A 14,994-nucleotide genomic window follows, 5' to 3' on the forward strand; every position below is an offset into this window, starting at 1 on the left:
AAAAGAGACCAATACCCGCATTACGAGTATTGGATCACGTTACGATTTTTCGCAAAGTAGTCGTACCCGGAGTAAATCGTGATGATCACCATCGCCCAAGTAGCTACTTCGTCGAACGGAATACCGAAGAACCCAAATGGGAAGTTGCGAATCATGACAGCCGTAATCGCTACGATCTGCACCCATGTTTTCAGTTTACCCAATGCACTCGCAGCAATTACCTGTCCTTCTGCCGCAGCAACTAGCCGTAGACCCGTTACCGCAAACTCCCGGCTGATAATGACAATCGCAATCCACGCTTCCAGACGCTGCATCTCTACGAGTGAAATGAGTGCTGCAGATATCAACAGCTTATCAGCAAGCGGGTCCAGAAACTTCCCCAAGTTCGTCACGATTTTATTTTTCCGTGCAATATAACCGTCGAGTCCGTCCGTACTGGCTGCTAGGATAAACACCAAAGCCGCAATCAGCTCGTTATACGTCATCGTCAGGCTGCCAATCGTAAATGTCCCGATGTTGTAACGCACCAGCATAAAAAACATTACTACCGGCACCAGAAAAATCCTGGCGAGGGTGATGCGGTTGGCGAGATTCACCTAGACTACCTCCCCGGCTAAATCGTATTCATAGGAGTGTGTAATTTTTACTTTTACAATGGTGCCCAGTTCGCCTTTAAAACCAGTGACGAATACTTCACCATCGATTTCCGGAGCGTCATACTGTGTTCGACCTACATAAATATCGTTACGTCCTTCGTAACGTTCAATCAACACTTCCAAGACTTGACCAACAAAGCGTCCGTTGCGATCTCCGGCTACTTCTCGCTGAATTTCCATCAGCATGTTCGCACGTTTTTCCTTAACCTCTTCGTCTACGTGGTCAGGCAGACGGGAAGCTGGAGTGTCATCCTCGTTGGAGTAAGTAAACACACCCAGTCGATCAAAGCGAATATCCTTCACAAACTCGCTCAGACGTTCGAAGTCTTCCTCTGTTTCCCCCGGAAATCCTACGATCAAAGAGGTACGCAGTGCCACATCTGGAACCTGCGCGCGAATTTTTGCTACCAACGCACGAATGTCCGTCTGTCTTCCAGGGCGACGCATTCTTTTCAGAATATGGTCTTCGGAGTGCTGCAAAGGCATATCTACGTATTTGCACACTTTTGGATTGGTAGCAAAGGTGTGGATCAATTCATCGGTGAAAAATCCAGGGTATGCATAGTGAAGACGAATCCACTCGATGCCCTCGACTTCTGCCAAACGGTTTAAAAGTTCAGGAAGCATCAGTTTTCCATCGTAAATATCCGTACCGTAGTTCGTAGAATCTTGTGCGATCAGACTTACTTCTACGATACCTTGAGCAGCCAAATGACGCGCTTCTTCTACGATGGACTCGATTGTACGACTGCGGAATCCCCCACGCATCAAAGGAATCGAGCAAAACGTACAGGCGTTGTCGCAACCCTCGGCAATTTTAATATATGCGGTGTATGTGCCTTGTTTTACTTTCCGCTTCACTACATCTTCGTACGTAAAAATGGGATTTCCTACAAAAATCGGTCGCTTGCCCTCTAGAGATTCTTCGATAATACCTGTAATCGACATAAAATCGCCTGTTCCGACAATGCCGTCCACCTCAGGAATCTCATTCAAGATATCCTCTTTGTAACGTTGTGTGAGACAGCCTGCCACCACAAGCGATTTCAGTTTGCCGGATTCCTTCAATTCACCCATTTCCAGAATCTTGTTTACGGATTCTTCCTTGGCTGCATCGATGAAACCGCAGGTATTGACGATGACCACAGTTGCTTCTTCCGGGTTATCAACCAGTTCATAACCTTTTTCATCTATCAGATGGGCCATCATGTCCGAATCAACGAGATTCTTTTCACAGCCCAGCGTAACAATCGCTACTTTTTCACGCGTGCCTACCTTCTCTGTCATCTTTTTTCCTCCAATTGGTCACACCAACCCATATTACACCTATCCAGTATAATATAAGCCTAAAGGAAGTGTCAAAACAGAGAAAAGTACGAAAGGCAAGCATATGCTTGCCTACTGGGTGACCGCCTCTTTTACTTTCATCGTAATATTGGACGGCATTGACTTCATTTTAGACGTGTCTACCAAGACTCCGTTAACCTTCAATTCCACTACAGTCGGTTTGCCCAAACGAATATAAGCGGATTTCCCCAGCTCAATCGTTTTTTCCTGATCCTTCTTGAGCGTGCCCTGCTCAACATAAGTTTTGCCTTTTCCTTCCGAAATACCAAACCAGCTCGTTTCTTCTTTCACCTTCAGATAAACCGTGATTTTTTCTCCACCTTGCAAGGAATAGTTATACATCGATCCTTGCTGCGATTCGAATGTGATGGTTGCCTGAGGAGTTTCCGTACCGGTCTCAGGTGAGTTTGTTCCTGTTTCAGGAGTCGGTGTGGTAATAGAAGGAGGCTTCGGTTGTTGAGCAATCGGGGATGTTGCTGCTCCACCACCATTGCCAGGCGTGACAATTTCAGCTCCAGGGTTAACTGCTCCACCCGGCACTGGCTGAGTCAACTGACCTCCGTTGTTGTTGACGACAGCGAAATAAATAACCCCAATAATCAAGGCAATAAATAATACGAGCAAGGTTTTGGTAACCCATCGCCCCGCTTGTAATGGATTGTTCGCTGAAGCAACTCGTCTGCGACGCAGTCGTTCTACTTGCTCTGTAGGTGGCTGGGCCGGCAAATCGGACTGAAAGTGATTCAGGATGTGGTTCGGGTCTAGACCGACAGCTTCCGCATAACTCTTTATAAATGCACGCGCGTAAAAGTGGCCAGGAAGTACGTGAAAATGACCCCTTTCAATGGCTTCCAAATATCGCCGCTGTATCTTGGTGATACGTTGGATGTCGTCGAGCGTGATTCCTTTTTCTTCGCGGGCCCTTTGTAGGACTTGACCTAGCTCAGACACAGCTGCCCCTCCTTAATTCATTTCGAAATTATCAAAGCCGCGATTGTTGATAAGCTCATATGTAATCTCTTCATCCGGATGATGACGCAGCTCAATAATGTAATGGAAATCATCAAGTTGGTACTCTGATTCCCTTACGAATATGTCCGGATGCTCAATGATTTTTGCGGCAGGAAAGTTCATAATCTCCCGAAGCAAGGTGTAGTGCTTTTCTGTCGATCGCAGCGTTGAGACAATTCCATCTATCAAATATACATGATCAGTAGACATTTCATCAATGGCTAAGGAGCTACGCACCGTTTGACGCAACAAAGTAGAGGAAATGAATGTCCAACGTTTATTGGCGGATACGCTGGCAGCAATCATGGATTCAGTCTTCCCTACGCGAGGCATGCCACGAATCCCGATGAGCTGGTGACCTTCCTTCTTCAGGATTTCTGCCATGAAATCGACCAGCAAGCCCAGCTCCTCACGAACAAAGCGAAACGTTTTTTTGTCTTCGCTATCCCGTTCAATATAGCGACCGTGGCGTACAGCCAATCGATCCAGCATGGTCGGGGGACGTAACCTCGTTATAGTTATGTTGTCCATTTTTTGCACAACGTTGCGCAAAACCTCCATTTTTTCATCATCATCGGTCAAGAGCAGCATACCTCGACGCATGGTATCCACACCATTGATCGTCACGATATTGATGTTCAACATCCCCAGAATAGAAGATACGTCCCCTAAGAGACCGGGACGGTTACGGGCAATCTCATACTCCATGTACCATTCTTTCTTCGCTTCCATATGCAATCCTCTCCGCCAACCAGAATTCTCTTCTTATGTAGTATATCACGTTCGTTTCATTCGACAATCGCGAAAAGAAAAATCCCCAAAAGTAGGGGATTTGAATGGCTAGCTGCCAGCGTTCGCGTTATTGCTATTCTGAACAAGCTTCACCATGAGTGATGCCAACGCTTGTTGCTGCTGTTGATCACCTGCGTCCCACAGCTGTTTCAACAGACGCTCCTGATCGTTTTTCGGGTCTACTTGCTCAGACAGATAGCTACCAATTTGATAAGCTACATTTTGAAGCGTTTCGCTTTCCATCCCGGCTTGTTTCGCTTGGTCTACCCTATCTCCGAGAAACGCTTTCCAGTCGCTGAAATTGTCAAGAATCGACATAGGGAAATTCCTCCTTTTGTACGTTGCGAACAGATTTGCTGCCCACACAAAAGGTAGAATTCCATCATTTCTCGTATTTTATTCATGCATACTTCTCTTCTACGTGTACCATCCACCGTTTGGACTAATCACTTGCCCCGTCACATAACTGGAATCCGCCGAAAGCAAAAAGCGCACGACTGCGGCTACCTCATATGGTTGTCCGAGACGGTTGGCAGGTATTTCTTCCGCGATCATTTCCATTTCATCTGGAGCAAAGCGCTCCATCATTCCACCAGCAATAGCTCCAGGAGCAACTGCATTTACCGTAATTCCGTTTGGGGCCATTTCCTTTGCCAAGGCTTTGGTGAACGTATTGACTGCTCCTTTGGTCATGGAATACAACACCTCACATGAACCGCCTGTCAGTCCCCAAATGGAAGAAATGTTGACGATACGCCCATATCTTGCGCGCAGCATGGCCGGAACAGCAGCTTGGCAGACCAAAAAAGCGGATCGAACATTGAGTGCGATGAGTTCATCGAATTTCTCGACAGTTACATCCGTAAATAATCCGACATCGTCCACTGAAGCGTTGTTTACGATCAATAGTGGTGCAGCCTGCATTTGAGCAAACATCGCTGCAATTTGCTGTGGGTCCCGTAGATCAGCTTGGAGGATGCCGTACGGAACTCCCTGCTCTTGGCATTTTTGCACCAACGGCTCCAATTTTTCTATATTTCGATTGTAATGCAGATAAAGGGGAACTCCCGCATCAATCAGGTAGGCAGCGATCGCCTGGCCGATCTCTCCGGAAGCTCCCGTAATTAACGCCCACGGCGTCTCTTGCTTGAACATGAATACATTACTCCTGTGGCGAAGCGGAACGAACGATGGAAACAGCCATCTGCTCGATTAAAAAATGCTCCTTCAAACGTTTTTCCACATCTTCGCGTGTGATCGACTCCAAGGTCGGCACTACGGAAAACAGATCATTTCCGTTAAATTTGAAGCTGGTAAACTGGTTAGCGATAAACTCCACGGAGTTAAGAGAACGCAAGAAGTTTCCGATTTTTTTACGTTTCGCACGCTCAAAATCATCCTGGGCTATACCGTTTTGCTTCAACTGTTCGATTTCTGCTTTGATCGTTTCCACTAAACGCTCCGGATCAGGTGTATCTCCACCAATAATCGTATACGCATAATCCTGCTCGCTGCTGTAGTCAAAATCAAAGCTTTCCGTAATCAGCTCGCTGTCATACAAACGCTCATAGACACCGGAGCTTGTGCCGAACGCGATGTCCAATACCAGTTTAGTAGTCAACTCGCGTTTTAACAAGGCTTCCTTGGTTAGACCGTTTTCCTTTTCTTTGATTCCGATCATGCATTTGGGCAGACCAACTGTTAGAAATGCTTCTACTTTCGCTTCCGCTGGAGCTGATGGCTCTTCTGGAAACACGCGCGTGATTTGTGGCGCAGGAGAAAACTCCTTTGCTCCCTGATTTTCACGAATGAGCTTCATGATCGCTTCTGGCTCGAAGGAACCCACGACCAATAGGAGCATATTGGCAGGATGGTAAAACGTTTCATAGCACTGGTACAAATATTCTTTTGTAATATGAGAGATCGTCTCGATCGTACCCGCAATCTCAATGTTAATCGGATACTTTTGGTACATGGCCTTAAGGAGGTTCATGTACACCTTCCAGTCAGGATTATCATCGTACATGGTGATTTCCTGGCCGATGATTCCTTTTTCCTTTTCTACACTCGCATCTGTAAAATACGGGTCCTGCACATAGTCGAGCAGCAGATTCAGATTGTCATCTAACTTATCTGTGCACGAGAACAAATATGCCGTACGATTGAAGCTCGTGAACGCGTTGCAGCTCGCCCCATTTTTACTGAATTCGTGCATGACATCCCGATCTTTTTTCTCAAACATTTTGTGCTCCAGAAAATGCGCAATGCCGTCGGGAACATTGATTTCTTCCCCGCTTCGAGTCCGGAAATGGCTGTCTATGGAGCCATAGCGCGTAGTGAACACAGCGTATGTTTTGCTGAAGCCTTGTTTGGGAACCAAATAGACTTGCAATCCATTTTGGAGAGTTTCATGATATACTGTTTCATTCACTTGTTCAAAGACAGTGGTCTGCATCTTATGCCTCTCCCTTCTTGTCCCGTAGCAGATAAACCGTGTCGATCGTCACCTTGCTCGCTACTTTCTTGATATCCTCAATGGTCGCTTGGTTGATCCCCGCCAAAAGCTCTTCGATTTTCCGAGGACGTCCGCTAATCACACCGTTGTACGTAAATTCAATCATGCCGCGAGCACTGTCTAATAGTTCACGGAACTGGTTAGACAAAGTCGCGCGCGTCTGGCTCATTTCCTCATCCGATATGGTTCCTTGTTGCATTAGATCAAGCTGCTGCTTAATAATCTCAACCGCACGCTGATATTTGCTAACATCAATCCCGGACATAATCATGAGAATCCCTTTGTGGCTCTCTAGTCTGGATACGGCATAGTAAGCGAGACTCTCCTTTTCACGGACGTTGACAAACAGCTTGGAGTGAGGAAAACCGCCTAAAATCCCGTTGAATAGCAACAGCGTCGGGTAATCGTCATCCTTATAAGTGATCTGTGTGCGGCAGCCGATGTTGAGCTTTGCTTGGTTGACATCGAGTCGATCGATCACTTCGCGTTCAGCTGATACGTCCTTCGCCGTCGATTCGATCTGCAGTTCTCCTGCTTGGGAGCGCTCCAATGGGATATGCTTGCGAATAGCCTCGCTTACTTCCTGCTGATCAACATCGCCCACCACGAACATATTGATCGGATTGGTCGTCGTTACTTCTTTAAAGTATTGATACAGCTCCTGACCGGTGATCTTCGGTAAATCCGCCACGCGTCCTTGGACGAGAAGAGCGAATGGTTCTCCTTTACACATTTCTTCTGTAACGCGTTGGTTCGCATACTTCATTTTGTCGTCGATCAAACTCTCCATCCGTTTACGAAGCGTCTCTTTTTCCTGTGCCATGTACTTTTCGGAAAAAGCGTTGTCCTGTACATACGGTCTGACGAGCATATCTCCAACGAATTCGATTGCCTGCTCCAAAAGTGAGGCTTCATTGGATAAATATTTTTCATTCGGTACTTCCATGTAAATTTGCAGGATTTGCCGCTCGCCTTTTTTGGTGACATCTACATCAAAAATGGCACCATACAGAAAATCCAAATGCGCTCGCAACAGCTTCGTTTCCGGAAAACGTTCACTGGCACGTTTCATGACCATCGCTAGCAACGCTGTTTTCGTTACGTGCTCCTCCGATAACGCCTGTTCAATCATCGTCACGATCGTCGTTGTCTTGAACTTTTCTGTTGGAAGGATATGTACGTTCATCCCATTGATTTGGGAGCTTTGAAATGCAATTTCGGTTGTAGAAGCAGTCATAGTCCAATCTCCCTTCTCCATCAGCTTACTCATACTCTTCTCTATTGTAACCAATTGTCAGGGCATCAAGCATCAGAATCTTCCATTATATATCCCAGTGCTTCATCCTATGCGCTCACGCAAGTCCTATAATACGCAAATCACAGCGCTTCCATTGTATAAAAAAAGAGCGAACGCCACCTTTTTACGAAGGGCGTTCACTCTTTTCCTTACATATCCATTGCATCCCAGTCTCGAGGATCATCCGAAGTGCTATGCTCTTCAACAAATCGACCGCAATCAGACGAGAGACAGAGCATGCCATCCAACTGCTCATCGTGAAAGGGTAAGCCGTGGCTTCCCCCACAGTACGGACAAGTCCACATACGAAGGGCCTCCTTTTATGCGTGAAGGTACTCCGTAGTAGTTTGTCCCAATATTAGAGGGGACTCTCCACTTTATTTTGCTCCCAAATCCGCAAGTAATCATACGGATCGATTGCATTTCCCGAGTTGTTACGATAGAGGCCAAAATGCAGGTGAGGTTCAAACATTCCCACTGTACCAGTTCCACCGTAGCCTGTACCTCCAACAAAACCGATCAGCTGTCCAGCTTTTATCGTTTTTCCTACATGCAATCCTGGTGCATACGCCTGCAAATGAGCGTAATACATCCGATATTGGCCATTCTCATCCGTAATGTTTACTCTCCAGCCACCATACGTATTCCAGCCCACTTTGTTGATCGTCCCATCGGATACCGAGTAAATCGGCGTTCCTTTCGGTGCCATAATGTCGATGCCTTCGTGACTACGGACACTGCCGTTATTCGTCTCGGTCCACTCTCGATCGGACCCGAAGCTATCCCCATACGGCTCATACCAACTATTATCGTGGAAAGGAAACCGAAATTGTTTCCCAACCAATTGGTCATCCGCAACTTTTGTGGCAATGGAATGCTCAGCTCTTTGTGCACCTTCTGGCAAAAATAAAATTTGGCCCACCAGTAACTCATCAGAAGAGAGATGGTTATTTTTCTGAATGGCACTCATGTTCGTGTCGTGGCGAGCTGCAATTTTTGATAAGGTATCACCCTGTTGAACGACATATGGATTCAAGGAGTATTTCACACTCACAGCCTTGTCTTCCACAGGTTTGGATTGTATGTATGCAACGGCCGACGTCTCATCCCATTGAACTTGATAGTCAAATGCTTCGGAGATAAATCGGATCGGAACAAGCGTCCGCTTATTCACAATGATTGGAGAAACATCCATCTTCAAACGTTTTCCATCTACGTGCGCTGTCTGGCTGCCGATCGTAAGGGTTATATGCTTGCCTTTTTTGTTGAGCAATACTTTTTGCGTGTCGGCATCGTAGCTTACTTCTGATCCTGTTGCCTCCGCTACTACCCGTATCGGAACGAGCATGCGCCCATTTTGATGGATTGGCGATACATCTGATTGGACTCCCATTCCATCGACAACGACAGAAATGATCGGTCCTGGCTCTTTTGCTGAAACCATTCCACCGGATCCTGCTATCATCAGGCAAAAAACAAAAGCGCCTAGAAACCTGTTCCATCGATAACTGCTGTACTTATGTAGACAGCGGTTCATCTTTTTCCCTCCCCACAGACAATTTGCAAAAACGGATAGGACCGTTTTATGCGGACCGCAAGCAGTCACAAAAATTATCGCACAGGGGAAGTGACAGGTTCTAGACGCTAAATTTTGTCAACGAATGATTAACGTGATCCCGTATCGTAAGGTTTGCCGAGGGCCGCTGGAGCACTGGATCGTCCTACCAGACCAGCCATCACAAGAATCGTCAGTACGTACGGAAGCATGAAGATAAATTCAGTAGGAATGTAATTGGTCAATCCGAAGATTTGCACCAAAGACTTGATCGCTTGAGCGACACCAAAGAACAATGCTGCTCCCATCGCACCCATTGGATGCCATTTACCAAAGATCAAGGCCGCAATCGCGATAAACCCTTGTCCGGAAACCGTGTTATGGGAAAAGTTACTGGTTGTCGTCAAAGAAATGGTAGCTCCACCTAATGCAGCCAGCATACCACTGATCATAACAGCCGTGTAGCGCATTCTCTTAACATTGATCCCTACTGTATCAGCAGCACGCGGATGCTCACCAACTGAACGCAAGCGCAATCCGAATGGTGTCTTAAATACAACATACCAAGTAAGGAAAACGGCAATGAAAGCTAGATAGCTAGTGGGATACGCCTCAAAAATGGCATGTCCGATATACGGAATTTCACTCAATCCAGGAATACTGAATTTGTTAAACACATTGTTCAATGTTGTTGTCTGACCTGCTCCGTCGAAAATAATTTTGGTCAGGTAGATGGAAAGTCCAGCTGCCAAGAAGTTCAGGGCCACACCACTGACGGTCTGGTCCGCTTTAAATGTAACCGAAGCAACGGCATGCGGAAGTGCAAAAATAGAACCGGCAATCCCTGCTGCAATAAACCCAACCCACGGTGCCCAAGCACCCAGTGAATCTTGGAAAGCATAGGTCATTACGGCACCGGTAAAAGCACCGATAATCATCATACCTTCTAGCGCAATGTTCACGACACCAGAACGCTCAGAGTACAGTCCACCCAATGCGGCAAAAATCAAGGCAGTGGAAAACACGATGGTATCATGAACGAGGTTGCTAAGAATTAATCCCCAATCCATCAGTTTCCACCTTCCTTTTTCTTCATCAAGATCGGCTTAACGAAAATTTTCACGATGCCATGTGCAGCAACGAAGAAAATAACAGAAGCAATCACGACACGAATCAACTCAAACGGTACACCCGCACTAAACTGCATGCCGCTCGCACCAAATGTGAGCACCCCAAACAATATGGCAGCAAGGATAACCCCAAATGGTGAATTTCCGCCAATCAATGCTACCGCGATTCCATCAAAGCCATAGCCCGTATGCTGCGTCATAATCGCTTGATAGTGGAATACGCCCAAAATCTCAGTAGCTCCACCAATCCCTGCAAACATACCACCAATGAACATAGCCTTTACAACATTACGATTCACGTTCATACCGGCATACTCAGAAGCATGCGGGTTCAAACCAACAGAACGCAATTCAAAACCAGATTTTGTTTTCCAAAGGATGATATAGAAGAAAATAGCTGCGAGTACGGCAATCAGTGTACCCCAGTGCAAACGAGCATTATCAAACATTTCAGCGAGCCATCCAATAGTAATGATCGCAGAATCCTTTACCTCTTCAGATGTTTGTTTTCCTGCAGGAATAAAGAAAGCATTCATGACCCAGTTTGCAAAGTAAAGAGCTACCCAGTTCAACATGATGCTGGTAATAACCTCATTGACACCACGGGCTGCTTTCAAATAACCGGCAATAGCACCCCACAAACCACCTGCTACAGCACCTGCAAGGATAGCAAGTGGAGCATGAATGATAGCTGGAAGGTCAAAAGAAACACCTACGACAGTAGAAGCAATCATCCCTACGATAAATTGACCTTCTGCCCCGATGTTAAAGAGACCTGTACGGAAAGCAAACGCTACAGCCAAACCTGTAAAGATCAAAGGCGTAATTTGACGAATCGTTTCACCAAAGTTATACGCGCTTCCAAATACTTTTTTAATCAAAGCCATATAGGCATCGATTGGATTAAATCCACCTGCCAGCATTGCGATTGCTCCAGTCAAAAGACCAAGAATGATCGCAACGGCAGGAACGAGAAACGATTCTTTCGTGAAGACCGCAATAATTCTATTCATCGTTTCCCCCTCCTTGCATTACTTTTCCGCCGGACATCATCAAGCCGAGCTCTTGCTCCGTTGTCGATTTTGCATCGACAATCCCCACAATAGCTCCCTCATAAATAACTGCAATCCGGTCGGACACATTGATGACCTCATCCAATTCTAAGGAAAGCAAGAGAACCGCTTTTCCTTGATCGCGTTGATCAATCAGTCTGCGATGAATGAATTCGATAGCACCTACGTCCAAGCCACGAGTAGGTTGAGCCGCAATCAGCAGATCCGGGTTCTTGTCCACTTCGCGGGCAATAATTGCCTTCTGTTGATTTCCTCCCGAAAGCGCTCGTGCTGGCGTGTAAATACTCGGAGTCCGAACGTCGAATTCTTCGATAAGCTTGGCCGCATGCTTGTCAATGGCGCCATAATCAAGAAAACCGCCTTTGCAAAACGTTGGATGGAAGTACGTTTCCAATACCATATTTTCACTCATGGTGAAATCAAGAACCAATCCACGCTTATGTCGGTCTTCAGGAATATGAGACAATCCTGATTCCGAGATGTTGCGCGGACTTTGATTCGTAATTTCTTTGCCATTAAGAAGGACACGCCCACTTGTTGCTTTACGCAAGCCAGTTAATACTTCAATCAGTTCACTTTGACCGTTTCCGTCGACTCCAGCAATTCCGAGAATTTCACCGGCGCGAACCTCTAAACTGAGATTGTTCAGTGCATTCACACCTCGGTTACCCATCGCAGTCAATTTCTCTACAGCCAATATCGTTTCTTTTGGTTTTGCTTCCGTTTTATCCACGCGGAAGTTCACTTCACGACCAACCATTTTTGCAGCCAGGTCGTCTGGATTCGTATCTTTTACCAATACGGAGTCAATGACTTTTCCTCGACGAATGATCGTAACCGCATCACATACAGCCATAATTTCTTTCAGCTTGTGTGTGATCAGAATAATCGTCTTTCCTTCTTTTACCAAGTTATGCATAATCTCGATAAGTTCATGGATTTCCTGCGGCGTCAATACAGCCGTAGGTTCATCAAAAATCAAGATGTCCGCACCGCGATAAAGCGTTTTCAAAATCTCTACGCGCTGCTGCATCCCTACTGAGATATCCTGAATCTTTGCTCTCGGATCAACTTTGAGCCCGTATTGATTCGACAGTTTTTCTACCGCTTTCTCAGCGCTTTGAATATCTATCTTCAACCCGTTTTTCGGTTCATTTCCTAGCACAATGTTTTCCGTGACTGTAAATGTTTCTACAAGCATAAAATGTTGGTGAACCATTCCGATACCAAGTTCGTTTGCAATCCTTGGACTGGTGATCTGTACAACTTTCTCGTTAATCAGAATTTCGCCTTCATCCGGCTGATATAGACCGAACAAGATATTCATGAGTGTGGACTTACCCGCGCCATTCTCTCCGAGTAGCGCATGAATTTCACCTTTACCTACGGACAGTGTAATACTGTCATTCGCAACAATGCCTGGGAACCGTTTTGTGATCCCTCTCATTTCAACCACTTTTTTTACCGAGTTCATGCATGCTCACCCCATTTTTCGGGTCTATTGTGAAGGTAAAGGACAAGGCCAGTAGCTCGAACCAGCCTTGTCCGTTTGCAGCTTCCTTAGTTTTTACTTGTCAGGAACTGTGATTTCGCCTTTAACGATTTTTTGCTTGTATTCTTCAACCAGCTTCAGTACGTCTTCAGGAACGTTTTTCGTGGAAGTGTCAGCCAGACCTACACCGTTTTCAGCCAGTCCGAGCCATTGTACTCCGCCTTTGAATTTATCCTCAGACAGGTCTTTCGCTACACGAATAACTGCTTCGTCAACACGTTTTACCATGGAAGTCAATGTGATCTCGTCGCCGAAAGTCAGGGATTGGTCTTTGTCAACACCGATTACCCATACGTTCTCGCCTTTAGCTTTACGGTCTTTTGCTTCGTTGAACACACCGTCGCCTGTACCGCCGGAAGCGTGGAAGATGATGTCCACACCTTGACCGTACATGGAGGAAGCCGTAGATTTACCCATGTCTGGTTTATCAAAAGCACCCGTGTAAACTTTAACTACTTGAATGCTTGGATCAACAGCTTTTACACCCGCTTCGAAACCAAGATCAAAACGTTTGATTACTGGGATGTCAACGCCACCCACGAATCCAACCTTTTTCGTTTTGGTCATTTTCGCTGCAACTACCCCAGCGAGGAAGGAGCCTTCATGCTCTTTAAAGAGTACAGATGCTACGTTAGGAGCATCAACTTCAGCGTCAATGATCGCCAATTTTGCGTCTTTGTTTTCATCTGCTACTTTTTTCAGGTGGTCACCCATCAGGAAGCCGATACCCCAAGTCAGATCCCAACCGTCTTTTACGAATTGAGTCAGGTTTGGTACATAGTCAGCATCTGATTTTGATTGCAGATAGTTTACGTTTTCTTTCGGGAGATTCAAATCGGTTTGGAGTTTTTGCAGCCCTTCCCAAGCACTCTGGTTAAAGGAGTTGTCGTTTACACCGCCAACATCTGTAACCATACCTACTTTGATAGCTTTAGCGGCTGGAGCGCCTCCATTGCTACCAGTTTGGCCTTGAGGCTGTGCTTCTGGTTTGCTTCCGCACCCAGCGAGAACGAGCGACAGGCTGAGTGTTGCCACAGAAAGCACGGATAGAACTTTCTTCATCTGAGATTACCCCCTGTTTTTAGTTGATGAAATTGTTGAGTGAGGTCGCCCCCACAGTTACAACCGTCTCCGTACGACATGAAAGTGAATTTTGTCAGCCCTGAAGTAATTATGGGAGTATAGCACTGGCTTTTCACTTTCGTCGTAATGAATCTGTTTGAGCAAGAGCATGGGAGCAGATTTATCGCAATGCAGCAGGTTGGAAACCTTTTCATTGTAGCCCATGGGTTCAATATCGGCTACTGCGTATGCGATCCTTACCCCTGTTACGCTCTCCAGCCATTTGAAGATAGACTCTCCACTTGCCGCATAGCCCCCGGGCACCAGATGTGCAGGAATGCGGTCCACACAATAAACCACAGGCTCACCGTCAGCCGTTCGAATTCGCTCTACTATGAGAACGCCTTCACCCGGATTTAAGGCCAGCCGCTTCCTCTCTTCTTCAGCAGATTCGCCAAAGGATGTTTTCAGGATCAAGGTTCCTGCCGTATATCCTTGACGCTCGATTGCATCCGTCACACTAAAGAGTTCCCCAATCCCGCCTGAAAAAACAGGCTTTGAATTAATAAAGGTACCTACACCGTGTCTACGAATGACAATCTTCTCTTCCTCAAGAAGTCGGAGTGCCTCGCGAAGCGTCGCCCTACTTACACCAAGCTGTTTGGATAGTTCGGCTTCAGAAGGGAGGCGTTCACCAGGACGAAGAAGTCCGGTTTCGATATCACTCTTGATCTTGTCCATTACCAAGAGAAACAGTGATCGAACATTCCCTTTGATGCTCATCATCATTCACTCCTGCTGTCCTTCAGCCATCCCAACAGGTAGGACGTCAGACCTCTGATTCGTATGAGACTTAATAACAACAATTTCCGTCAATCTCTTAAAAAGTTTACATGAGGGGCGAGTATCATGCAAGCCAAATATTTATGAATAATAATGCAAAATGATTAATTTCGACAGGGATTTTTCTACTAAAATAGAAAAAAAGACCCTGCCGATACAAA

At 46.1% G+C, this 14,994-nt stretch carries 15 protein-coding genes; all 15 read right to left on the minus strand.

Annotated elements, in window-relative coordinates; translation table 11 throughout:
• Positions 1 to 20 precede the first annotated feature (20 nt).
• The gene (gene pgsA / locus ACM6JA_RS07930) at positions 21 to 596 is read right to left on the minus strand and encodes a CDP-diacylglycerol--glycerol-3-phosphate 3-phosphatidyltransferase (RefSeq protein ID WP_007719166.1); all 576 of its coding nucleotides are present in this window, start codon (positions 594 to 596) and stop codon (positions 21 to 23) included.
• Positions 597 to 1,943 (minus strand): 30S ribosomal protein S12 methylthiotransferase RimO, encoded by a 1,347-nt coding sequence (rimO, locus tag ACM6JA_RS07935; protein ID WP_007719172.1) that lies wholly within the window; start codon positions 1,941 to 1,943, stop codon positions 597 to 599.
• Positions 1,944 to 2,054: 111 nt separating this feature from the next.
• Entirely contained in the window at positions 2,055 to 2,954 is a 900-nt protein-coding gene (locus ACM6JA_RS07940; RefSeq protein ID WP_414851877.1) for a RodZ domain-containing protein, read from the minus strand.
• A 12-nt stretch (positions 2,955 to 2,966) separates the two neighbouring features.
• On the minus strand, positions 2,967 to 3,746 hold the full coding sequence (locus ACM6JA_RS07945) for a YmfK family protein (RefSeq protein ID WP_173607967.1): 780 nt from the start codon (positions 3,744 to 3,746) through the stop codon (positions 2,967 to 2,969).
• A gap of 108 nt (positions 3,747 to 3,854) precedes the next feature.
• Positions 3,855 to 4,124 (minus strand): DUF3243 domain-containing protein, encoded by a 270-nt coding sequence (locus ACM6JA_RS07950; RefSeq protein ID WP_007719182.1) that lies wholly within the window; start codon positions 4,122 to 4,124, stop codon positions 3,855 to 3,857.
• Positions 4,125 to 4,223: 99 nt separating this feature from the next.
• Entirely contained in the window at positions 4,224 to 4,961 is a 738-nt protein-coding gene (gene ymfI, locus ACM6JA_RS07955) for an elongation factor P 5-aminopentanone reductase (protein ID WP_414851878.1), read from the minus strand.
• 7 nt (positions 4,962 to 4,968) lie between these two features.
• On the minus strand, positions 4,969 to 6,261 hold the full coding sequence (gene yfmH / locus ACM6JA_RS07960) for an EF-P 5-aminopentanol modification-associated protein YfmH (RefSeq protein ID WP_414851879.1): 1,293 nt from the start codon (positions 6,259 to 6,261) through the stop codon (positions 4,969 to 4,971).
• Position 6,262: 1 nt separating this feature from the next.
• Entirely contained in the window at positions 6,263 to 7,558 is a 1,296-nt protein-coding gene (yfmF, locus tag ACM6JA_RS07965) for an EF-P 5-aminopentanol modification-associated protein YfmF (protein WP_414851880.1), read from the minus strand.
• A gap of 209 nt (positions 7,559 to 7,767) precedes the next feature.
• Entirely contained in the window at positions 7,768 to 7,923 is a 156-nt protein-coding gene (locus tag ACM6JA_RS07970; protein ID WP_007719195.1) for a hypothetical protein, read from the minus strand.
• 53 nt (positions 7,924 to 7,976) lie between these two features.
• Entirely contained in the window at positions 7,977 to 9,155 is a 1,179-nt protein-coding gene (locus tag ACM6JA_RS07975; protein ID WP_414851881.1) for a stalk domain-containing protein, read from the minus strand.
• 128 nt (positions 9,156 to 9,283) lie between these two features.
• Positions 9,284 to 10,243, minus strand: a complete 960-nt coding sequence (locus ACM6JA_RS07980) for an ABC transporter permease (protein WP_173617461.1) — start codon at positions 10,241 to 10,243, stop codon at positions 9,284 to 9,286.
• Positions 10,243 to 11,316: an ABC transporter permease gene (locus tag ACM6JA_RS07985; protein ID WP_007719198.1), complete on the minus strand. Its 1,074-nt coding sequence runs from the start codon at positions 11,314 to 11,316 to the stop codon at positions 10,243 to 10,245. Before ACM6JA_RS07985 ends, ACM6JA_RS07980 begins: the two co-directional genes overlap by 1 nt.
• Positions 11,309 to 12,850 carry an ABC transporter ATP-binding protein gene (locus ACM6JA_RS07990; protein ID WP_414851882.1) on the minus strand — a complete coding sequence of 514 codons (1,542 nt, stop codon included), beginning with the start codon at positions 12,848 to 12,850 and terminating at the stop codon, positions 11,309 to 11,311. The genes ACM6JA_RS07985 and ACM6JA_RS07990 overlap by 8 nt, the downstream gene beginning before the upstream one ends.
• 93 nt (positions 12,851 to 12,943) lie before the next feature.
• Positions 12,944 to 13,990 carry a BMP family ABC transporter substrate-binding protein gene (locus ACM6JA_RS07995; protein WP_414851883.1) on the minus strand — a complete coding sequence of 349 codons (1,047 nt, stop codon included), beginning with the start codon at positions 13,988 to 13,990 and terminating at the stop codon, positions 12,944 to 12,946.
• Between the two features lie 57 nt (positions 13,991 to 14,047).
• Entirely contained in the window at positions 14,048 to 14,773 is a 726-nt protein-coding gene (locus ACM6JA_RS08000) for a GntR family transcriptional regulator (RefSeq protein WP_017249274.1), read from the minus strand.
• Positions 14,774 to 14,994 lie beyond the last annotated feature (221 nt).

Source organism: Brevibacillus sp. IT-7CA2, from assembly GCF_949767855.1.
Classification (GTDB): domain Bacteria; phylum Bacillota; class Bacilli; order Brevibacillales; family Brevibacillaceae; genus Brevibacillus.